General features: G+C 65.2%; 17 protein-coding genes and 1 tRNA gene. 3 read left to right on the top strand and 15 right to left on the bottom strand.

Annotation, left to right across the window (positions count from 1 at the left end):
* Positions 1 to 369 precede the first annotated feature (369 nt).
* Positions 370 to 443 (top strand) — tRNA-Gln (locus CYD53_RS07990).
* A 594-nt stretch (positions 444 to 1,037) separates the two neighbouring features.
* Here CYD53_RS07990 and CYD53_RS07985 read toward each other — a convergent pair.
* Positions 1,038 to 1,343 carry a hypothetical protein gene (locus CYD53_RS07985; protein ID WP_181011755.1) on the bottom strand — a complete coding sequence of 102 codons (306 nt, stop codon included), beginning with the start codon at positions 1,341 to 1,343 and terminating at the stop codon, positions 1,038 to 1,040.
* 103 nt (positions 1,344 to 1,446) lie between these two features.
* On the opposite strand from CYD53_RS07985, the gene CYD53_RS07980 reads away from it, so the two are divergent.
* Positions 1,447 to 1,770, top strand: a complete 324-nt coding sequence (locus tag CYD53_RS07980) for a hypothetical protein (RefSeq protein WP_103717530.1) — start codon at positions 1,447 to 1,449, stop codon at positions 1,768 to 1,770.
* Positions 1,771 to 1,801: 31 nt separating this feature from the next.
* Here the strand turns inward: CYD53_RS07980 and CYD53_RS07975 are convergent, their stop codons facing one another.
* Positions 1,802 to 3,088: a S1C family serine protease gene (locus tag CYD53_RS07975; protein WP_146055853.1), complete on the bottom strand. Its 1,287-nt coding sequence runs from the start codon at positions 3,086 to 3,088 to the stop codon at positions 1,802 to 1,804.
* 429 nt (positions 3,089 to 3,517) lie between these two features.
* Here CYD53_RS07975 and CYD53_RS07970 point away from each other — a divergent pair, with 429 nt between their 5' ends.
* Positions 3,518 to 3,913 carry a hypothetical protein gene (locus CYD53_RS07970; RefSeq protein WP_103717528.1) on the top strand — a complete coding sequence of 132 codons (396 nt, stop codon included), beginning with the start codon at positions 3,518 to 3,520 and terminating at the stop codon, positions 3,911 to 3,913.
* 110 nt (positions 3,914 to 4,023) lie between these two features.
* Here the strand turns inward: CYD53_RS07970 and CYD53_RS07965 are convergent, their stop codons facing one another.
* From CYD53_RS07965 to CYD53_RS07910, 13 genes are all read right to left on the bottom strand, one after another.
* Positions 4,024 to 5,061, bottom strand: coding sequence for a GSCFA domain-containing protein (locus CYD53_RS07965; RefSeq protein WP_103717527.1), 1,038 nt, complete (start codon positions 5,059 to 5,061; stop codon positions 4,024 to 4,026).
* 100 nt (positions 5,062 to 5,161) lie between these two features.
* Positions 5,162 to 6,622 (bottom strand): polysaccharide pyruvyl transferase family protein, encoded by a 1,461-nt coding sequence (locus CYD53_RS07960; protein WP_181011754.1) that lies wholly within the window; start codon positions 6,620 to 6,622, stop codon positions 5,162 to 5,164.
* Positions 6,619 to 7,806: a hypothetical protein gene (locus CYD53_RS30185; RefSeq protein ID WP_181011753.1), complete on the bottom strand. Its 1,188-nt coding sequence runs from the start codon at positions 7,804 to 7,806 to the stop codon at positions 6,619 to 6,621. Before CYD53_RS30185 ends, CYD53_RS07960 begins: the two co-directional genes overlap by 4 nt.
* On the bottom strand, positions 7,803 to 8,987 hold the full coding sequence (locus tag CYD53_RS07955; RefSeq protein WP_103717525.1) for a polysaccharide pyruvyl transferase family protein: 1,185 nt from the start codon (positions 8,985 to 8,987) through the stop codon (positions 7,803 to 7,805). Before CYD53_RS07955 ends, CYD53_RS30185 begins: the two co-directional genes overlap by 4 nt.
* Positions 8,988 to 9,019: 32 nt before the next feature.
* Entirely contained in the window at positions 9,020 to 10,330 is a 1,311-nt protein-coding gene (locus CYD53_RS07950; RefSeq protein ID WP_103717524.1) for a glycosyltransferase family 4 protein, read from the bottom strand.
* Positions 10,327 to 12,510: a glycosyltransferase family 2 protein gene (locus CYD53_RS07945; protein ID WP_146055852.1), complete on the bottom strand. Its 2,184-nt coding sequence runs from the start codon at positions 12,508 to 12,510 to the stop codon at positions 10,327 to 10,329. Before CYD53_RS07945 ends, CYD53_RS07950 begins: the two co-directional genes overlap by 4 nt.
* 5 nt (positions 12,511 to 12,515) lie before the next feature.
* The gene (locus CYD53_RS07940; RefSeq protein ID WP_146055851.1) at positions 12,516 to 13,268 is read right to left on the bottom strand and encodes a hypothetical protein; all 753 of its coding nucleotides are present in this window, start codon (positions 13,266 to 13,268) and stop codon (positions 12,516 to 12,518) included.
* A complete protein-coding gene (locus tag CYD53_RS07935) occupies positions 13,265 to 14,518 on the bottom strand; it encodes a glycosyltransferase family 4 protein (RefSeq protein ID WP_103717521.1) in 1,254 nt (417 codons plus the stop codon). Before CYD53_RS07935 ends, CYD53_RS07940 begins: the two co-directional genes overlap by 4 nt.
* Complete coding sequence (locus tag CYD53_RS07930) at positions 14,515 to 15,360, bottom strand: class I SAM-dependent methyltransferase (RefSeq protein ID WP_103717520.1); 846 nt, start codon at positions 15,358 to 15,360, stop codon at positions 14,515 to 14,517. The genes CYD53_RS07935 and CYD53_RS07930 overlap by 4 nt, the downstream gene beginning before the upstream one ends.
* On the bottom strand, positions 15,357 to 17,657 hold the full coding sequence (locus CYD53_RS07925; RefSeq protein ID WP_181011752.1) for a glycosyltransferase: 2,301 nt from the start codon (positions 17,655 to 17,657) through the stop codon (positions 15,357 to 15,359). Before CYD53_RS07925 ends, CYD53_RS07930 begins: the two co-directional genes overlap by 4 nt.
* 60 nt (positions 17,658 to 17,717) lie before the next feature.
* Positions 17,718 to 18,539, bottom strand: coding sequence for a calcium-binding protein (locus CYD53_RS07920; protein ID WP_103717518.1), 822 nt, complete (start codon positions 18,537 to 18,539; stop codon positions 17,718 to 17,720).
* Between the two features lie 326 nt (positions 18,540 to 18,865).
* The gene (locus tag CYD53_RS07915) at positions 18,866 to 20,224 is read right to left on the bottom strand and encodes an HlyD family type I secretion periplasmic adaptor subunit (protein WP_103717517.1); all 1,359 of its coding nucleotides are present in this window, start codon (positions 20,222 to 20,224) and stop codon (positions 18,866 to 18,868) included.
* Complete coding sequence (locus CYD53_RS07910; protein WP_103717516.1) at positions 20,221 to 21,972, bottom strand: type I secretion system permease/ATPase; 1,752 nt, start codon at positions 21,970 to 21,972, stop codon at positions 20,221 to 20,223. Before CYD53_RS07910 ends, CYD53_RS07915 begins: the two co-directional genes overlap by 4 nt.
* Positions 21,973 to 22,186: the final 214 nt, after the last annotated feature.

Genomic DNA, 22,186 nt, shown 5'->3' with positions numbered 1-22,186 from the left:
GCTCAAACTGCCTCTTTGGCGCCCAGTCGCGCCAAATATGGCAGAACGGCGCATTTATGGGCAGGGCGATTAAAATAAGGACAGCCATGCTGTCCCTTTACCCTTGTGCAGGGCCAGGGGACGCCCTATCTCTTGTGCACCGCAGCAGAGATGCTGTGTCGCCCTCCTTGGGCGTTTCCTCCCTAGACTTCGGGCTGCGCTTCGGCGTAGCCCTTTTTTCTTTTGGGACTATGCGCGGCGCATTCGGCTGCGCAAAGGCCACGACAATCCGTCGTCACCGCAGATCGTCCACAAGCTCGCATTCTGCACTTGCCATCCGGTCTCGGTTTGATTAGACCCCGGCTCACCAACGCGAACGCACCGCGCCGTTGGGGGATCGTCTAACGGTAGGACCCCAGACTCTGACTCTGGTTGTCTAGGTTCGAATCCTAGTCCCCCAGCCACTTCCCGGTGGCGCCAAAAAATAAAAACCATATCCAATACTTACCGAGCACAAAGTTGCTCTGGCACCCAAGCGGATGCCCAAAGTGGTATCCAAGCATGTGGGACATTTGCGCGAATTCTCGTATTGGTCGGTCGCACCGTGGATATTGGGTCCGACGCAATTCAACTGCCGGGATGATCTAAATCGGTCTTGGGTGGCTGTCGGACCTTCGGGCGTTGTCCTTTCCGACCGCTGTTGTGAAAGACCAGGCGGGCGGGAGGTTCGCCGTTGACGGTGTACAAGACCGCCCCACTCTCACGCAGCCGCGTCCTAAAGCGGGAAGCATTTCGGCCACCCCAGACGGCAAGGTAAGCTGCCCCTGTTGCGTCATCATGATAGTAAGCGGAGCCACCAAATGCCGCTTCAAGCCCTTGCTCGCCCTTTCTCCCCCCGCCGCCAAACACCGAGACGACGAGATTGAGCGGCGCCGCGGACACGACCGCCTCGCTCTTGGCGAATTGAAGAGCGCGGAACACGTATATCGGAATGGGCTCGCTCATAGGCGTAGGCTGCCATGGAGACACAACGTCGGCGACGGGTGGGAAGTCGACATCTATTCCAAGGGCGTGATTGGAGGAAAATGCCGGTTTTCCTCCTTATCTTCGTAGGGCTCGTATCCTTCGGCGATCATCTGGCTTTCGCGGATCGACACGTAGCCCTCCGTCCACCCATCTTTATCGAGCGTATATGGGTATATGTTGAAACCCTCTGGGTAGTCTCGAAACCCCGGCTTGTCAGATAATCGCGCGATTGCCGCTCTGGCTTCCGCTTCCGATGAATAAATGCCGATGTGAAGTTCGGTGTCTTCGCGATCAGGATATTCTCGCTCGTACCAAAGATTGAAGACGACTTTTGTCATGAGAGTTTCCGGCAACCTGACCTTGAGCAGCATGGTGTCGCGCAGGGGAAGCGACCGCAATGGGTGGAAGGCTTGCTTTAACTCGCCTTGCTTACTCTGAGATATGAACAACGTCGTTTACCTCCGCATCCCCGTCGCATTGCTCGGCCGCTGGCGATCCAACGGCGAGGATGGCCGTTCAGAATATGTCATCTCGCATGAAGAGGGTTTACTTAAGGTCAGAGCCATCGACTTCGTTGATGGCGAGCAATACGTGGTCTCCGACCTTGAGTATGATCAGAACATGGTCGCCTTCGACACCTTGATGCCGTCTACGGGACGGAAAGGTCATGTCGTTGTTAGAGCACTTGCAGTTCCGGGACGCGCCGAGCAGACCTTCACATTCACCGCCAACACCGAGATGGTGCGGCAGGATTCTGACGAATGACACCATCGAGTCGACGACGGACCCTATGCGATCACCGGCAGGTGATGAAAACGCTCGCCTTCTTCGCTCTATCCGCAAGGTCAGCAGGGTCCAGCTTCTCCGCCGTCATTCCGACATCGTAAATGATCTGGTTCGCGTCGAGGAAGCTCGTGGCCAGCGACGCCTTCACAGCGAAGTTGACGTTTTGCGGAAGATCTCCCTGGTTCTCAGCCATCTTGATCGCGTCGAGCTTCGCCGTGACGATGCCCACGACATTACCCGAAGTGTCCACCAGTGGGCCCCCGGAGTTCCCCGACTGAACCGGTGCGGACACCTGAAGGTACCTGCTATCATCCCGGAGCCCTGCCAGCGCTGTGACGTTGCCCAAGGTGAAGTTCCCGGTGGTCGCAAGGATGTCGCTGTGGGGGAACCCAAAGGCAGCGATGCCTTCACCCAGCCGAACGCTTGCGCGGATCGGGAGGGTACGCTCCGCCGGCCCCAAGGCCTTCAGGACCGCGAGGTCGTTCGTGGCATCCCTGGCGACTAGCTGGACGGGCACCGGTGTGGCCCCGTCAGGCCGGGCGGTGATGGTCGTACAATCCTTGACGACATGGGCATTCGTCAGGATGTGCCCTGCCTTGGAGACGAAGAAACCCGACCCGGTCGAGAACGTCACCTTCGCGGGTCCCTGGGCCGGTGGCGGTGAAGGCGGCGGAGCAGGACGCTGTTGGCTGGCCACCTCGGGTTCTGCGGGCTTGTCCCAAGGGTAAGCGCCGCGCGGCGTGGTTGGGAAGGGTGAGCCCGTCATGCTGGCCCATAGGGATCCCGAGATGATCGTCACCAAACGGTTGCCGTAGACCGGGGCGTCATCCTCAGACCACGACATATCGAAGCCGAGGATGCCGTCGCCATCGGTGTGGTAGCGGACGTAACGGTTGTAGCGCCCCTGGTTGCCGGTGATGACGAAGAAGTCGCCCTTGATGACCTTGAAATTGATGTTGTCCCCGCTCCCGACCATCTCGCGCAGAGTGGCCTCGTAGGCCGCCCTTACTGTCGCCGCTGGGATTGCATTGAACTTCAGCTTGAACCTGTTCCTGGGCTCTCGCATTTCCACGCCGAGTTCAGTGCGGGTGGCCTGGAGGTCAAGACCGATCGGTATCCACAGTTGTCGCCCCCGGGTCGGGTGCGGGACCCAGCGCAGCCGCCAACCATCGAGGACCGGCGAAGCAGACTGGATCATCTGGCCGACTTGGACCTTCGTCAGGACGCCTGTGGGGTCCTCACCCCGAGACCGCTGGAACTGCTGGGTGGCGTCGAACAGGCGGCGCGAGTAGGTCACGTTCGGGACGGCAGGCCAGAACCCCGCGCTGGTCAATACGATCTGGAACCAGAGGCGCGTATCGACCTGAAGGCTGTTGAAGGTCTCCTGGGCAGACCGGAAGTATGAGTCTGGGACCTGTGAGCAGCGGCCGGTGAGCCGGCAAGGGCCAGCGCCATCAACATGACCACTCGCGTACGCATATCGTCCCCGCCACTCAACAACCTTAACGATAGGTTAAGGGGAGGCAGGGGGAAGTCAACGAGATGATCTCGGTAGAGTTAGCGCGGCGCCCGGCACCCTTGTGTGTACTAGAGTGCCATGAGGCACGCGAAGGCGCCTCTTGAAGCTACGGATAGGGGGCACACAGGCCCTTTGTCGGGAGAGGCCGGTGCATAGAAAGACCTTGGCAGGCTTGCGGTCTTCCCGGCACGCATAGATCTTAGCGCCATGGCGACCTTTGTACCGACGACGCAAGAGCGGGCCGATATTTTGGAAAGCCTCGCGCTCGTGGGGCCTGCAAAGCCGGTGGGTTATCTCCCGCTCCCGACGGTGATGAAAGCCCTCCGCCTCACGATACCAGCCGTCGAGCAAGAGTACGCGAACGGCAGTCGTCAGGTGCGAGTGCTTGGACCCGAGGATTGCTGCATCAAGGGAGGCGCGGTCTACGTATTCGATCAGCCGGCGCTGGCGTCCTTGCTCTCCGCTTCCAGCCGCCTTCTGACCGATCTCGGATGGCCCACAGATAGCGAGGCTTTCATCCGTAGGATCGCTGTCGAGTGGCTGACAGATGACCATCCGTTGATCGGGCTAGTGCGCCAAGCCTTCGGAGATGTGCGCTCATGACGGGGTCACATCGAGTGCGTCCTGTAGGAGCGCATTGGTTCCATCAGGACCTCCGCGCTATCGCGCTGCGCGCAGTCGAGTCCGCGCAGCGCGATATCTTCGTCGATCGACTAAGCCGCTTCCGAGCGCGCCACCTCGCCGCTGAGATAGCTGCGCTCGAAATGGCTCATCACGCAGGAGACCATGTCGCGCGCGACATGGAGCTGGTCTTCCTGGAAGGCCAGAGCGCGCGGCGAGTTGAGCACGATCTCGTAGCTCGGGAAGTAGTCGACATAGTCGAAGCGCCGGAAGAGCTCTTCGGCGACCGCTCGCAGCACCGATTTCGAGCCGCTATTGGCGACGATGACGTCGGCGTCCTTGAAGGTCGCGCCCAGCGGCACCGGCGAGACGGTGACGACGAAGCGCATCTCGGGATGGCAATGCTCGCGGATCATCGCAATGATCTGCAGCATGTCGGCGAGCGTCGCCTCATAGCCGTAGTCGATGAAGCGGAAGCGCTCCGGCATGCGTGCCAGCCAGGCCGGGCCGGGATGGGCGTTCATCGCAAGCCCCGTCTGCGCATCGAGCCAGGTCTCGGTCAGGCCCAGGGTGAAGAAGCAGATGCGCGCCTGCTTGATCGTCGCGGTCGCGGCGCTCAGGCGCTTGCGGTTGGCGAAGGCGGTCTCGCGGTCGAGCAGGCGCAGGCCGCTGGCATGCGGATCGAACCACTGGTCCGGCGCGAGCTCGATCAGGCCGTCATCCGGGTAGCTCTCGTCGAGCAGCACGCGCTTCAGTTCATGCGTCATCGAGCGCACCGAATATTTGTTCAGCGCGCCCCGGCTCAACTCGCCGCCCGCGGCCCCGCCGCCGCGCCCGGTTGTGGCGTCCCAGGTCTCGAAATGCTCGGCCGGCACGCCATGGCCCCTGGTGACCAGCGACAGGCCGCGCATCATCAGGACATTCTCGACCTCGCGCGCGAAGCACGAGCCCATGGTGAAGATCGGCCAGGACGGATCGATCTGGAATTTCGGCTTGTGCTCGATCTGGATGAAATCGCCGGTGGTCAGCCGGGTTTTCGCCATCCGCTCGGCCTTGCCCGAGGTCCAGCCGCGAACCGGGTTGCCGCGCATGATCGAGAGCGCGGTGCCTGCGTCGTATTCGATCTTCATCGGTATGCTCCTGCCGCTACGGACCGCCGGCGTCGCCGCCGCGGGCCCCCTCTAGAAATCGATCGGCAGGGCCGCCGACGCGAGCCGGCGCCCTGCCCGCTCACATCCGGTGCGGCACGCCGTTCGCCACCAGGAAATTCCGCATCCGGTCATAGGACTGGGCATAGGATTTCGAGAGCGCGTTCAGCGCCGCCTCCTGGTAGACGGCGCGCCAGCCGCCCTCCGCCAGCGCCGCTTCCGGCACGACCGGGATCTTCAGCGTCTCCGCCAGTTCCTGGCTGCGCGTGTCATAGGCGACGAGCACGCCGGGCACGCCATGCGCCACCGCCGGCAGAACGCCATGGACGCGGTAGCCCACAGCGAGGTCGAGCCCGCGGGCGAATTCGTCGTAGCGCTCGACATCGAAGAAGCTGAACAGCTTCTTCTCGTAGATCTCGCGCATGCGCGCATCGTCGGGCCCGTCCCACCAGCCGGAATGGACGAATTCGGCGACGGCCTTGGCCTTGGCGGCATCGTCGCGCAGGAAGAAGGCCTTCTCCTCCTGCTCGCCATGCGAGGACATCACCATGTCGCTCTGGCTGTCGACCTTGAGCAGGGCCTGGCGCTGGTTGCGGATATAGGTCTCGGGATTGGCGGTGTAGCTGCTGTCGAACTCGCGGCGCAGACTGAAGGCCACTTTACGGATCTCGCGCTGGTCGGGAATCTTGATGGCGAGGTCGCGGTTGCGGGTGCGGAAGATCGAGGGGCAGCCGACGACCTCGACATTCCTGACACCGTTATGGCGCAGCGTCTCGGCGCTGAAGGCGCCGCGCACGCCGATGGCGGCGCAGCGATCCCCGACGATGCTCCAGAACCGCTTCGAGCCCTCGGAGAGCTCGATCGCGCGGTTCAGGCTCGCCTGCGCGCCGACGCCGATGGCGTAGACCGGCAGCTTGACGCGCTCCAGCACCTCGACGGCGCGGAACCACTCCATCTTCTCATGGATGAAGTTCGAGCCGCGCACGAAGACATAGTCGAACTCGCTGGCGTAGCGCTCGATATCGGCCTCGGTCGGGTTCATGATCTTCATCGGCTCGAGATGCGCGTAGCGCAGGAGCTTCAGCGTCGAGTCGTAGACGATCATGTCGCCGATGTTGAAATAGTCGGAGAGCAGCTTCTCCATCGGCGCGCGATACCAGCGTACCTTGTCGTGGTCGTAGACTTCGCCCGCCGGGTAGATCACCAGCGCCCTGAGCGCCTTCGTGATCGCGACAGGGCGCAGATTCGAGCCCGGGGCGAGCGCGCCCGTCGCCGCGTCCATGACCGCGACCGCATGCGGGCGCCCGTCGGGCAGGCGCGGCAGCGGTATGGTGAGCTCGGCGACGGTCGCGTCGCCCGGGACCAGCACGCCTGGATGAATCGTGGCGTAGTCCTGCCCATCGAGCAGGAGACGCAAGCTCGGCCAGCCGCCTTCGGGCCGGCGAGCGACCGAGACGACGATCTCGCTCGTGGTTGCGCGCAGGATCTTCATGGCTTGCCCTGTCGAGCTGGCAGCGGTGAGGTTGAGGACGGGCGCGTTCATGGTGTCTCCTTCACGATCCGGACCTTGATCCGGACGAGGTCCCGCTCCGGGCCGATCTTGCAGCCGGAGACATGCAGCTTCGTCATGAACAGGAAGGCCTCGTCGCCGGTCGTTTCGAAATTGCGAGAGGGCGAGGCCGGGTCGGCGATCGCGCCATAGGCGTAGCGCTGCTGGTCGCTGCAGTCCTTGCTCCATAGCGTCGGATGCGTGACGAGCGTCTGCAGCGGCGTCCAATTCAGCAGGTCGCTCGACCAGCTATAGGCGACGCGCCCGCCGACGACGCCCTTGGACGGGTCGGGGCCGAGATGGAAGATCGCGAGCCAGCGCCCGCTGGCCTCGTGCCGCGTCACCGAGCCGACCGTCGTCGGCAATTCCTTAAGGGGCTGGCAGGGCTTCGCCTGCGACAGGTCCCCGCGATAGGGATCGACCGCGCGCAGGGTGAAATCTGCGCCGTCGAAGGCGCGCCAACTGGTCGCATCCGCGATATCCGTCGCCCGGAACAGGCAGACGCCGGGCTTCTGCCCCTCGCCGCCCGTCGTCGCGATCAGCACGTACCATGCGCCGTCACGCTGGACGATGTTGGAGGGGTTGAAGAAGCCGCGATGGCGTCCCTGCCCGACATCCTGCCGGAAGGTCGGGGCCGCGACCACGGTGGGCGGCTGATCGGGCGCGAAGCTGCGCCCGCCATCATGCGAGCGCGCCGCGGTCACGACATTGTACCAGCAGCTCATCGCCTCCTTGAAGCGACAGGCGCCGGGATGCTCATTGGCGTGATACTCGTCATGCATCAGCGCGAAGACGTCGCGGCCATTGCCGGTCCAGGTCGCGCCGATCCAGCTGAAATCGCTGAAGTCGCCGGGGTTGGCGCTGCGCTTGGCCTGGAAGGCGATGGCGCAGGACGAGGCGACCCGGTCGAGCCCGCGGCCGATCATGGCGCGGCTGCGATGGTGGCTGGCAAAGGCGACGACCTCGCCGCGATCGTCGCGATAGGCCCGCAGCGGCGCGTCGGGGATGTCCCATTGCTCGCAGCGCTGGCGGGCCCAGTCGAAGACGGTCTCCTCCTGCGCGCCGGGCGCGATCTCGACGCGGTAGCCGGGCACTTGGGCGGACAAGGCAGAGGGCACTGCCAGCAGCATGAGCGCTGCCAGCGAACCCGCAAGTTCGACGCGACATCGCCTCATCATGCGACCTTGCGCTCCGGCTCGGCGGTGGCCTTCTGCCCGAGCATCTTGTTGTCGACGCGGTTCTCGACCAGGAAGTCGCGCATCGCGCCATAGACCTGGGTGTAGTTGGCGTTGAAGCGGTCGAAGCGCGCCTGCTCCCAATACTCCTCCAGGCGGAACTCCTGCCCGGAGAAGACGTCGAAGCTCGGGATCTTGAAGGTTTCCGCGAATTCGACGGTGCGGCTGTCATAGGTGAAGTAGATCGACGGCGTGCCATTGGCGAGCGCCATCAGATTGCCGTGCAGGCGATAGCCGAGCACGAGATCGAGCCCGCGCACGAGCTGCTGATATTCGGCGACCACGTCGGAATAGAACATCCGGCTGCGGTAGAGCCGCTCCATCTCCTCATCGAGAAACCATTCATTCGCCCAGCCATTCTCACGCAGGGCGGCGATCGCCTCCTCCTTCTGCTCCGCCGTGCCGAGCGCGAGCTTCTTCTCCTCGACCTCGCCCTGGGCCATCAGGGTCACGTCGAAGCGGCCCGCCATCGTCTTCACCAGATCGCGATGGAAGGTGAGGTAGCGCTGGATATCCTGGGCATAGTCCCTGGAGACCTCGCGCCGCATCGTCACCCCGACCCTCCTGACCTGGTCGAGCGCCGGCAGCCGGATCGCGAGATTGGGGTTGTTGGCGCGGAATGCCGTCGGGCAGCCGATGATGCGGACATTCTTGATGCCGAGTTCGTTGAGCACCTCGGCGGAATAGGTGCCGCGCACGCCAAGCGAGGCGGTGGAATCCGCGATCAAACGCAGCACGGTCTTGGTATCCTGGCTCAATTCGAGCTTGCCGCTGACGGGCGCCTGCGCGCCGATGCCGAAGGCGATGACCGGGATCTTGAGCCGGCGCAGGACATCGACCGTCCGTTCCCAGTCCATTTCGGCGTGGACATAGTTGGAGCCGCGCAGGAAGACGTAGTCGTATTCGGCATTCAGCCGGTCGATCGCCGCCGGGTCGACATGGCTGATCGGCAACGCGTCGAGCTGCTCGAAGTTCAGGAGCTTGAGCGAGGAATCGAAGACGAAGGCGTCGCCGATATTGTGATAGTGGTTGATGTGGCTGGCGAGCTGACTGTGGTCGTACCAGCGCACATTATCGTGGTCGTAAACCTCCCCGGATGGGCTGATAACGAGGATGCGGGCCATCTTTGCTGTTCCCTTTTTATGTCCGCTTGGCATCAGGCGATCATTGGCGTCGCCGTGCGGCTTGCTGGCATCGGCATGCCTCGCTCTGCGATCAGGCGCTGGTAGAGCGAGACATGGGTCGCGGCGCATTCGACATGGTTGAGCGGCGGGGTGATGCCGCTGCGCAGCCGTGACCACAGATCCGGCTCGCTCAGCGCCCGGGTCATGCAGTCGACGAGATCCTCCGGGCTGCCGGAGCGGAAATGCAGGCCGCTGACTTCGTCGGTGATCTTCTCGGCCATGCCGCCGAGATTGCTGGAGAGGATCGGCCGGCCGTGGAAGAAGGCTTCCTGGATGACGATCGGCGAATTCTCCCACCAGATCGAGGGCATCACCACCCAATCGACCGAGCGCATCAGGTTCGGCATCTCATGGTTCTGGAACGCGCCGCAGAAGCGCACGCGCCGGCCAGCGCTCTCGACGAGCTTGGCGAACTTGTCCTGATAGGCCTGCGGCTGGCGCTCGAGATTGCCGCCATAGACCAGCAGGATCGAATCCTCGCCCCAGACCGCATCGGGAATGCGCGTCACGGCGTCGATCAGCACATCGGCGCCCTTATAGGGCGTGAGCTGTCCGAAATAGGCAAAGCGCGAGCGTCGCGCCGTCGGCTCCGGCAGCGGGCGCGGCGGCGCGACCTCGGGCACGTCGATCCCGTTCTCGATCACCGAGAAGCGCTCCTTCGGCAGTCCCCAGGCCTGGTAGCGCTCGGCCAGGAAGTGGCTCGGCGAAATGTAATGGTCGGCGAGGCCGAGCACGCCCTTGATGAAGGTCTCCCGCGCCAGGAAGCGGGCCGGCGAGATATCGGGGAAACAGGCGTTGCAATCCGTCGGCGAGGCCCGGTAGCAGAGCTTGAAGGCGCCGGTCTTCACCATCTGGCCGTGATGGTGGCAGATCGAGAGATATTCGTGGAACGTCACCACGATCAGCGCATCGGGCAGCGTGTCGCGCACGGCGAAGATGCATTCCAGCCCGAGCCCGATGAAATGGTGGAAATGCACCACATCGGGCTTGAGGTCGCGCAGGGCCCGGATGAAATCGCGCTCGATCTCCTCCGTGGCGCGGTTCGAGATCAGGAAGTGGTCGTAATCCTCGGCATAATACAGCAGTTCGCCGCCCTGCTGGCGCAGGCTCATCAGCGCGGTCCCGGCATGGCGCGGCGTGGGCGCTCCGACGCGGGCGAGATAATTCGTATCGACGCCCTCATGGGCCTGCAGGCCCTTATGCAGGTTGTAGGACGCGATCTCCGCGCCGCCGAGCGAAAACGACGGATGCGCATGGGACACAACAAGAACCCGCATCTTCATCCTCTCATGTTCGAGATTGCGAGCGCCCAGCGGCGGTCGAAACTGGTCCGGTCCGCGAGCTGCGCCAGCGCCCCGATATGCGGGCGCGCCATCTCGCCGTCGTCGACGACATAGACCTCGACCTCGGGCACCCAGAGCGAGGGTGCGCCGCCCATCCTGAGCTTGAGGCAGAGATCGAGTCCCTTCTCGCCGGTGGTGAAGTAGTTCCGCGCGAAGCCACCGGCCTCGATGAAGGCGGCGCGCGACATGACGCAGCATTCGGTCGCCCCGGCCGCGACCTCCATCGGCCCGAGATTGCCGATGGCCTCCAGGGGATAGCCGACATAGCGGTTTGAGACGCGCCGGTTCGCGCCCTCGCCATCGAGCCAGGCTCCGGCCCAGCGGATCGAATTATCCTCGAACAGCAGGGTCGGGCTCGCGACGCATTGGCCTCCTCGCCCACGGAAGGCGCGCTCGAGCCGGCCGAGCCAGCCCGGCATCCTGATCTGCGCGGCGCCCGAGAGCAGAGCCACGGTCTGGAAGCGGCAGGCACGCACGCCGGCCTCCAGCGCGTCGCAGGCATCCTCGACGCCCTCGACCAGGACGAGCCGGACGGAGAGCCCGTAAAAGCGCGCCAGACGCCGCGCCTCCGCGCCGATCTTGTCGAAGCTCTCGCCCGGCGCCGCCAGCACGATCGGAATGGGGCGGACCTCGGGATCGATCGCGAGCAGCGCGAACAAGGCCGACAGCTCGCGATGACGATGATCGAGCCCGATCACCAGGCCAAGCGGCGCCTCCGGGTCGAAGGCGCCGACATCGAAGGTCTCGACCACGCGCGGCGGCGCGATCTCGGCCGCCTGCAAGGCCGGGGCGACCTGGCGCTCGACCACGAGGTTGGCCGTCGAGGAGCGCGGGTCGAGCAGGCCGAAGATGCGCTCCAGCGTCGGGCGCGCCTGGCCGCGGCCAGGCTCCAGCGGCAGGAAGGCCGGGCCGGAACCTTCGATCTCGAACTCCAGATAGAGCGGCTGTCCGGGCTCCGGTATCAGTTTCGGCGCAAAGACGATGAAGCCGTGGCTGCTGCGGCGCGCGGCGAGAGCGGGACCGAAACGCGGATCCTCCATGAAGGCCGCCGAGACGTCGGGCCGCGTCACTCGCGTCCAGAGCCGGTCGATGACGCAGGATTGCGCGCCGCTGCGCAAGGTGACCGCACTGACCTTGCGCTCCGGATCGAACAGCCAGCCGATGATCAGGACACCGGCGCTCTCGATGATGGTGGCGTTGTCGATGCCCGCGCGCACGGGCACGTCCAGCAGGCAGACCGTGTCGCGGCCGTCGAAGCGCTGCGAGGCACGGCGCAATTTGTCGGTCGTCGGCTGCGGGGCCGTGCCGCGCTGCAGGCCGTCACGCAGATGGCCGGGAACGGTGATCGGCTCGAGCAGGACATAGCGCTCATAGACCTCGAGCGCACGCCAGCCATCGGTGCCGCGGAAGAACAGGCGCTCGATCTCGCTGGGATGGCGGATGGCGCAATCCTCCAGCATGCCGAAGAAACCGCGCGCGCCCTCGCCGAGATCGTCGCGCTCGAAGGTGCCGGCCTCCAGCGCCGCCGGCGAGAGGCCGCCATTGGCGATCAGCAGCTTGGTGCGTCCGGCAGCGAAGTTCGAACTCCAGCCCTGCAGGAAAACGCCTTCGTCGAGCGCGCCCATGACTTCGACGAAACCGCCGGGTTTGGCGACCGATTGCAGCAGCATCCCGACCGCGCGCAGGCGGCGCGGGTTGGATTTGCCCGCCAGCAGGATCTCCAGCAAGCCATCGACCACGGTCGGGAAGGACTGGCCCGCCTCCTCCGCCAGCGCGGCCAGGAAGGCCTGCAGCGGCAGTGGCTTCGGCGACAGGATCAGGCGCAGCGGCCGGCCCGGACGCCCGAGCAGGATGGCGCCCGGTTCGGCGCGGTCGGCCGATGGCGCGGGCGCCAGGCACAGGAAGCCCACAGCCAAGGCGGGCTCTGCCTGAGGCCGGCGCCAGGTCAGCGCCATGGTCTCGACCTTGTTGCGGGGGTTGCCGTCGACCGCGACCGGAACCTTGCCCGGTATGGCGTCGCAGGCGCTCATGATCAGGATCGCGTTCTCGCCCAGCGGCGTCCAGGCGACGGTTGGAGCGGGACTGAGGCGGGTTCGCTCGGGAACGATGACTTCGCTCATGGGCATCACCGATCAACCAGCGTCACGGCGAGCGTGACAAAGGACAGGAGGGCGGCAAGCCCCGACAGAAAGCCGAGAATGACGGTGACCTGCCGCAGCGGAGCACGAGCCTCCTTGCGGATGGTGACCAATCGATCGTCGAAGCCCGCCAAGGTCGCGTCGAAGCGCAGCTGGAAGATGTCGAGCTCGGCGAGACGCCGGCTGATATGATCCTCCCGCGCCGCCTCCACTTCGGCATCCCGCGCCGGGGCGCGGTCCTCGTTCAGGCGCAGCGCGATCTGGTCGAGCTTTTCGCCAAGCTCCTTCTGGGCGATCTGCGTGCGCCGGTTCAGCGCGATCAAAGCCTCGACGCGATCGAAGAAACGGGCCAGCGGCACCGCGATCGCCGCCTCCGCCGCAAGCTCCGCCGGCGGCGGCAGCCTGAGTTCGAGCTCCGCGCCCGTGCTCGGGGAGACGCCGATAATGGTCAGGTGATCGCGCGCCGCGGCGACGGCATCGTCGAGCTCCATGGCGAAGGCGTGCTTGCCGTCACCGATGCCGTTGCGGCGCAGATCGATCCGGCTCTGATCGGCCGTCGCCTCCTGGACCGGCGCGCCATCGCGCAGCAATCTGACCGTCAGGCGCTCCTCGGGGCGCGCCTCGTCCCAGATCCAGCCATGCAGCCGGTTGCCGTCGAGCGCATCGACGCGGCCATTCAGGCGAGCCGGCGTGACATTGGGCATGCGGATCGTGTCGTCCTGGTTCTGCGCCATCGTCATGCCGCCACCTGGAGCTTGAGCCGGTCGAACAGACCAAGATGCGTCGCCGCGCAATCAGCCATTGCGGGCTGCGGCGCGATGCCGTCGACGAGGCGCTGCCAGAGCCCGTCTTCCTCGATCGCGCGACGCAAGGTACGGGCAAGATGCGCCGGGTCGCCCGGTCGCACATGCAGGCCGTCGACATCGTCGCGCACCATCTCGGCCATGCCGCCGATGCCACTGGTGATCACCGGACGACGATGCTGGAACGCCTCCTGGATGACGAGCGGCGCGTTCTCCCACCAGATCGAGGGCATCACCACCCAGTCGATCTCGCTCATCAGGGCCGGCACATCCTCGCGACGATAAGGACCGCAATGGGTCACGACGCTGCCGGCCGCGGCGAGGGCCTGGCCGAAAGCGGTGGTGAAAGCTTCGGTCTGGAACGGCGCGCCGCCATGGATGCGCAGCTCGAAGCCGGTTTCGCCGGCGGCCTTCATCAGCTTCGCCGCCTGCAGCAGGGGCAAGGCCCCCTTCCAGGGGTTGATGTTGCCGAAATAGCCGAAGCTCGTCCTGCGTCCCTCGGTCGGACGGTGCGCGACGGCGTCCTGCGCCGGCCGGGCATTGGCGATGACCTCGATCTTCTCGCCGGGCAGTCCCCAGTCGAGATAGCGCTGGCGCAGGAAGTGGCTCGGCGCGACGAAGCGATCGACCGCGGCCAGATGCGTCTTCAGGAAGCGCTCGCGCAGCAGGAAGCGATCCGAGCCGATCTCGGGGAAGCAGCCATGGCAGGCCGTCGGCGAGGCACCGGAACAGCGCTGCTTGTCGGTCGGCCGCACCATCAGCCCGTCATGGTGGCAGATCGGATAATAGTCGTGCAGCGTCATCACGATCGCCGCGTTCGGCAGCAGCCGGCGCGCCAGCGGCAGGAACTCGGCGCCGATCAGGACGAGGTGGTGGATGTGGATGACGTCCGGCCGGAACTCCTGCAGCAGCGTCGCGAGATCCTGCAGCGTGCCGTAATGGTCGATCTGGCTGAGATGGAAGCGGTCGAAATGGCCGCTCCAGAGCAGCACGTCGCCGCTCTCGCCGGTCGCCTGGAGGGCGGTGCCGGGATGGGGCTGCCGGTGAATGCTGTTGGTGGCGCCCAGGAACAGCACCTCGCAGCCCTGCCCGCGATAGCTTTGGGCCAGGTCATGGGCGAAGATCTCGGTCCCGCCGGGATGCAGGTCCGGGTGATTATGCGCGACGACGAGGATGCGGCGCGTCATAGGCTGCGCTCCGGACCGCGCTCCGGCTTGATGGCGATCAGCAGGTCCTGGTAATGCGCCGCGCTGATCCCGCGCCAATGGCCGCGGCTCAGGCTGGAGACGGCCAGGCCGGCATTCTGCGTCGTCTCGAGCAGGAAGGCCGCGTCGATGCCGGCAGCCGCCAGCGGCGCCTCCTCGATCGCATACCAGCCCGGCCCATCCTGCCAACGCTTGAACTTCAGGCGCTCCTGCCCCGTGCTCTGGCCGTCGAGCGCGAAGGCGGTGAGGAAAAGCCGGCCGCCGGGCGCCAGCAGACGCGAAGCCTCGTTGACATAGACCGTGAGCTCGTCGGGCGGCAGATGGGTGGCGACCGACACCATCGTGATGAAATCGAAGCTGCCATTGGCGAAGCCGAACTGCACCTCCGTGCCCGGCAGCGAGCCTTGCGGATTGTAGAGCGGGTGGGCGATATCGAGCCGCTGGAAGCGGAAGCGCGGATAGGCCGGCGTGATCGTCTGCGCACACCACAGGATGCCGTCCATGACGGGGTCGACGCCGTCATAGCTGCCGCGCTCGGGATCGAGATACTGCGTCAGCGGCACCGCCATGCGGCCGATGCCGCAGCCGATGTCGAAGACGCGTTCCGTCGGAGACAACCGGCCCAGACGGACGAAATGACCGAGGAATTCCGAGCCGATCGCACGATAATCGCCATCGCCAACAAAAATGCTGTCCGGCGGCGGATGCGGCAGGAAGCGGTTGGTCTGGACCGAGGCCAGCAGCCAGTCGAACTCCGGCCCGACCGGGCAGCTGGGAAGCGCCGGTTCGGGCGCAATGGGTCTCAAGGCCAGTGTCGCCATCATGCTGCTGTCGCTCTCCTGAGATTGGCGCGGGGAAGGATGTCGGGCTCCCGCAGGGACGGCTTGCGCACCGATGCCGGGGCGTCGATCTCGCCCATCAGCAGTTCGATCTGCGCGTCCCAGCGCCGCGTCTGGAGCCAGGAATTATGCTGCGAGGCGACGCCGCGCGTGTAGTCGAGGCTCTTCGAGATCGACTGCCGCTCGAGATGATAGAGCGCCACGCTGGGCGCATAGACGATGTTGAAGCCGGCGCGCCTTATCTTCAGGCACAGATCGCTGTCCTCGTAGTCGCCGATGACATAGGCGTCGTCGAAGCCGCCGATCTCGGTGAACAGCGCCCGGGACATGACGATGCAGGCACCGGTGACGCCCGGAACCGGCCGCTCGACATTCGCCGGAGCGTAATGGCCCGGCATGCCCTTGAAGTAATGATGGTTGAGCCAGCAGCCTTTGCTGTCGCGCTTGAAGTAGAGCCCCGCATGCTGCAGCGAACCGTCGTCATAGAGCAGCTTGGGCCCCACGGCGCCGACGCGATTGCGCCGGTCGAGCTTGCGAATGAGTGCCGGCAGCCAGCCGTCGCCGGCCGGGATCACATCGGAATTGACCAGCGCCAGCGCCTCGCCGCGCGCCAGGTTCGCGCCTGCATTGCAGGCGGCCGAGAAGCCGCCATTGCGGCCCATCACGACGAGCTGCATCGGCAGGCCATAAGCCAGGTGAAGCCCGCCCAGGAGATGCGCGACCTCGGCCTCATGCTCGGGCGAGTCGAGCACATAGATCAGCTCGGCCTTGTCGGCGAACCAGGAATCCCCCGCGAAGGCCGGAATCTGGACGCGCAGGAACTCGTAGGCGCGATAGAGCGGTATCACGACCGAGACGGCCGGGCGCACTGGGGCCTTGCCGAAGCGCTTGATGCGCGGCTCCGGCCGATCCTCGCGCAGCTGCGCCTGGCATGCGGCGAGAATCGGGGCCAGCGTCCTCTCCATGATCTCGGCCGTCAGATGCTGAGGCGGGATCGCGGCGAGCGCCCGGGCGCGGACGGAAACCGCATCGGCCGGCTGAAGGGCCGGACGCAGGAACAACGACGTGCCGGATTTCAGCTTCAGCTCGCAGCGCGGTTGCAGAACCGGCGCCCCGGCCGCATAGCCTGGAACGAGCGCGGCGAACCCCGTGGCGGAACGTGGCTCATTGCCGGGACCTCCCGGCAGCAGCGCCGGAAAGCGCTCCAGGCGGTCAAGGATCGGGGTCGCGGCCCCCTCGCCGCGATGAAGCAGCATCTGATCGAGCAGGCCGTCGGGATCGCGGAACCAGCCGCCCAGCAGCAGGCCACCGGCATTGCATAACGCGATATCGAGCTCCGCCGAAGGCAGGTCGTCATTGCGGCGGACATTCTGCACCGCGAGCGGCGAGCGCCGCTGCATCTCGATCGCAAGCAGCCTGCCCTGCTCGGACAAGCCGGAGAGCTGCTCGACGATCCAGTTGCGCAATCCGTCGCGCGTGCTGGACTTGCCGGCCCACCAGCGGCCGAGCGACGGGGCCGCCTGGCGGGCCGGCACTGCACGAATGACGAAACCGGTCTCGCCCTGGAGCAGGAGCAGACCTGCACTGCGCGCCGGCCCCTCATCCAGGATGAAATGCAAGGCTCGCTGCCCGGCCCGGTCGACCGCGCCCAGGCGTGGCCGGGCGTCGAGGCGGCTGAGGCCCGCGCTGTCGAGCCGGTGGATCGATCTGATCGCGCTGAGCCCGCCTTGCACCGAGGTTTCGACAAGGACCTTGCCCTCGACCAGCGCGGCCACGGGCAAGGCCGGCGCGGGCTTGGGCGAAAGGCAGAGCAGGAACTGGCGCAAGAAAGAGAGATAGCTCGCCGTTGCGGACAGGCCGAACAGGGACGGCCAGGGACCGACAAGCGCGCTGGCAAGGGCCAGCCTCGCCTTCGGCGTCAGGTCGCGCAGAATCTCTGCCGGCTCGGTCATGCCATGGACCAGGGCCGGATCGAACCGCGCGGTGATGTCGCCGGCCGTGCCTTGATCGGCGGCCGTGCCTTGATCGGAGAGCGTCGCGACGATGCCGTCATGCCCGCCATGGCGGAAAGCCACGACGACGCGCTCGCGGCCGTCACTCAGGCCGAGCGTGACCGCAGCCGAGGCCAGGCGCCTGCCGCCACCGACCAGCGAGACACCGGGACGGCCGAAAGACGGCACGTCGAGCGTCCACGACAACAGGAAGACCGATCCGCTGAGCCGGAACAGGTCGAGCTGCGTTGATGCAGTGTCCACCGCCTGAGCGGGCGCAAGTGTGAGCATGAGCGACATCCGACTGAGCAGGGCGCGACGCCGGCCGGAAAGGCCGGCGTCGCAGTTTCATCAGGCGACCGAGAAGTAGGAGTGCGGATCGCTTTGGATGTCTTCGGCCGTGACGCCGACGAGGGTCAGCGTATCGCCATGGCCGAGATCGATGATGGCGTTGCCGCCAACCGTCGTCGCACGCGCCGCCACATCCTCGGCGGAGTGAACGCCCGTGCCGTTGATGTCCGAGGCGATCTGCAGCATGTCCGAGCCGGCCTGGAAATCGAGCACGACATCGTTGCCGCCGCCACCGGCGAAGACGAAGACGTCATGGCCAGCGCCACCCGAAAGGATGTCGTCGCCCGCGCCGCCGAACAGCAGGTCATCACCCGCTCCACCCTGCAGGATGTCGTTGCCGGCGCCGGCAATGAGCACGTCATTGCCCGCACCGCCCTGCAGAAGGTCGTTACCTGCACCACCTTGCAGGATGTCGTTGCCGGCGCCGCCTTGCAGGATATCGTCCCCGGCACCGCCGAGCAGGATGTCATTGCCGGCGCCGCCCTGCAGGATGTCGTCCCCGGAACCACCGTCCAGGACGTCGTTGCCGGCTCCACCGGTCAGGAAATCGGAACCGTCATCGCCGAACAGTGCGTCATTGCCCGCATCGCCGGTCAGGAAGTCGTCGCCATGCCCCCCGAAAAGGACATCCTCGCCGCTGCCGCCGAAGACGGCGTCATCGCCGGCATCACCGAAAATCACGTCATTGCCGCTGTCGCCGAAGAGAAAATCATCTCCGCCGCCACCGTGAATGACGTCATGCCCCGCGGCGCCGTGAATGACGTCGCTGAATCGACTACCTATCAAAAAGTCGTCGAATGCACTTCCTTCTATCGTGGCCATTAGTCACCTCCTAGGCGATCTGAAAGCACCGCCAGGTCTACGGAACCAAGCCGCAGCGCCCCCTGGGTTTCGGTGCCGTTCCGATGACGCTGAAGAAGCACGCCATCGCTCGACAAGCCAAAGATTAGCCAATATGTGCAGCGCAGCAAGCCTTTTATTGTGACCATTTTGCGATGCAGCAGGATTTATACTTTAAATATCGCGGTTTAATCTGGAAAACACTCCAAAATAATCTCGAAATTCAAAACGATAAGCGCGCAGCAATTGTCTAAAATTGATGCGACATTCGATGAATCTTAGCTAAACATTTGTTTTTGCTGATGAAATCAGTCTTCGCGGAAGGCCCGGTGGAAGCTGTCCGTGATGGGCGAGAGCAGATAGTCCACCGCGCGGCGCGAGCCGTTGACGATCAGCACCTCGGCCGCCATGCCGGCCTGCAGCGATATTTTATTCTCGGCGAGGCTCTCGGGCCTGATCTCGGCGCGCACGATGAAGTAGGCCGCGCCGGTCTTGTCGTCGACGAGCTGATCGGCGGCGACATAGTTGACGGTCGCCAGCAGGGGCGGCAGCAGCCGGGCGTTGAAGGCCGTGAGCCGGATGCGGGTTTCGGCCCCCATCCGCACGACATCGATGTCGCGCGGATCGACCTTGGCCTCGACGATCAGCGGCTCATGCTCGGGCACGATGTCGAGAATCGCCTCGCCCGCGGCGATGGCGCTGCCGGCGGTGCGCATCCGGATATTGGCGACGATACCCTCTTGCGGCGAGAGAACGACGAGACGCCGCAGGATATCCTCGGCCTGGATGATCCGCTCGACCACTTCCGACAGCGACAGCTGCGTATCCTGCAATTCCTTGGCGATCTCGCTCTGACGATCGAGCCCGATCGAGAGAATCTCGAGATTGGCGCCGGCCACGGCCTGCTCGGCCTTGGCCTTGCGCGCCGCCATCTCACCGGCGCGCCCGGTCAGCTCGCTCTGCTTGGTCTGGAGATCGACGAGCTGGGTGCGCTTGGCGTAGCGCTTCTCATAGAGCTCGCCGACGACGCGCGTCTCTTCGTCGATCAGCGTGCGCTGATAGCGCGTCGCGTCGATCTGAGCCTGAAGCGCCTCGGATTCGGCCTGATATTGCTCGATGACGCGCTGCTGGATGCGAATCTTTCCGTCATAGACCTGCGCACGGGCGCGAAACAGCGTGCGCTCGGCCACCATGACCTCGCGCGCGATCGGCGTCTGCGCCCGGTCGATATCGTCGGGAAAATCGATTTCGGCAGAGCCAGTCTGTTCCGCCTTGAGCCGGGCGAGCTTGGCCTCGAAACCGACCCGCTTGCCCTGGAGCTGCTGCAGCTCGGCCTTGGCGCGGGCGTCCTCCAGACGCAGCAGCGGCTCGCCCTGGGCGACGCGATCGCCTTCGCCCTTGAGCAGCGTCTTGAGGACGCCGCCCTCGAGATGGCTCACCGTCTTGCGCTTGCTGTCGACGATGACGGTGCCGGCCGCGACCGCTGCGTTGTCGAGATGGGCGGTCAGCGCCCATGCGCCGAAACCGCCGAAGCCGACAGCGATCGCCGTCACTCCGGCCAGGATGAGGCTGCGCAGCGTCGGCACGCGCTCATCGTCTGGCTCCTCGGCTTGCGAGAACGGAACGAGCGACCGGCCAGGCTCTTTCAGTATCGGAAGCCCACTCATGCCGTCACCTCGCGCACCGGCTTCGGCTGCTCGGCCTGCTTGCCCGGCTCCATCTCGACCAGCCCGCCGGGCGTGATCATGCCGGCGATCGCCGAACGCGGGCCGAACTGGTTGATGCGGCCCTCGCGCAACACCAGGATCTTGTCGACCACCTGCATGATCGAAGGCCGGTGCGCGATCAGCACCACGATCGCGCCGCTCTCGCGCGCGGCATTGACCGCACGGATCAGGCTCTGCTCGCCCTCGGCATCAAGATTGGCGTTGGGCTCGTCGAGCACGATCAGGCGCGGCGAGCCGTAGAGTGCGCGCGCTAGCCCGATGCGCTGGCGCTGGCCGCCCGAAAGCTTGAAATCGCCGTCATTGACATTGGTGTCGTAGCCCAGCGGCATGCGGCCGATCAGCTCGTGCACGCCGGCGATGCGCGCCGCCTCCAGGATGGCGTGCGGATCGGGATTGCGCATGCGCGCGATGTTCTCGGCGATGGTGCCGTTCAGCAGCGAGACCGATTGCGGGAGATAGCCGACCATGTCGCCGAAGGAGCTGCGCTCCCAGAGAAAGACATTGTGGCCGTCGAGATAGACGCCGCCGACATTCGGCTTGAGCACGCCGACGAGCAATCGCGCCAGGGTCGACTTGCCGGCACCCGAGGGCCCGACGATACCCAGGACCTCGCCCGGCTCGAGCGTGAAGGAGACGCTCTTGATCACGGTCTGCTCGGAGCCTTGCGGCGCGAAGACGACGCGGTCGATGACGAGAGCGCCCTGCGTCCGCGGCGTCGGCACGGTCTGGCGCTGCGAGACGCGCGACTGCACCAGCTCGCGCACCCGCTTCCAGGCGGAGGCCGCCAGCACCCATTGCCGCCAGTCCCCGATCATCGAATCGAAGGGCGCGAGCAGCCGGCCGAGCAGGATGCTCGCCGCCATCAGGGTGCCTGCCGAGACCTCGTTGCGGATGATCAGCACGGCGCCGGTGGCATAGATCGCCAGCTGCATCGTCATGCGCGAGGAGCGCGTCAGCGCGGCGATGAACTTGCCGCGTCTTGTGCCGAGGTCGAGATGCTCGATCATGGCCAATTGCTGGCCGCGCCAGCGCTTGGCCAAGGCCGGCAGCATGCCCATCGCCTCGATCGTCTCGGCATGTCGCAGGCTGGCGCCGACCTCATTGATGCTGGCCACGCCCGCCTCGTTGGCCTCCTTCAGGATGCGCCGCGTCAGGACGTCGGAGAGCACGCCGAGGATGAGCAGGATCAGGAGAGAAACGGCGCCGACGAGCCCGTAGATCGGGTGGAAGATGAACAGCACCGCCAGGAAGATCGGCGACCAGGCCGCCTCCAGCGGCGTCGCGATCGCCGAGCTCGCAATGAAATAGCGGATGTCGTTGAGATCGCGGATCGCCTGCGTGGACTGGCCGGAGCCCTGCTCGAGCGAGGCCGAGACCGCCGCCTGCAGCGCAGGAAGGTTGAGCCGGCGCGCAAAGATGCTCGCCATCGCCTGGAAGGTCAGGGAGCGGATGAACTCGATCGTGCCATAGAGCGCGAGCGCCCCCACCGCGATCACCAGGAGCATGGTCAGCGTATCCAGGCTGCGGCTGACCACGACGCGTTCCTGCACCTGGATCATGAACAGCGGAACTGTCAGCAGCAGGATATTGACGCAGAAGCTCAGGAAGCCGGCATAGGCCAAGCCCCCCGCAAAGGAGCGCTGCAAATCTCGGATCAAGGCGTCTGGCGCCTGGGTTGCAGCCTTCATTCACGTCTCCGGATGAGAATCTGCGACGGCCGGACACGAGCCCTGGGACCGAAGCGACAGTGTGCATGCACAATTAACAGCATGCCCTTCAACTCGTGTCGAGAGTATGACAGAATAGGTTGTCATAACAATTGAACAAAGCCGACAATTAAGTCAAAAAGATGCGATAGTTTGAATTTCGAAACAGTTCACATCTATCCACAGGTCGATAAAA

Source organism: Allobosea psychrotolerans (assembly GCF_002917105.1).
In the GTDB taxonomy this organism is placed as follows: Bacteria; Pseudomonadota; Alphaproteobacteria; order Rhizobiales; family Beijerinckiaceae; genus Allobosea; species Allobosea psychrotolerans.
Note: the sequence above shows the minus strand (reverse complement) of the source record. Positions and strands in the feature narration are given on the sequence as shown.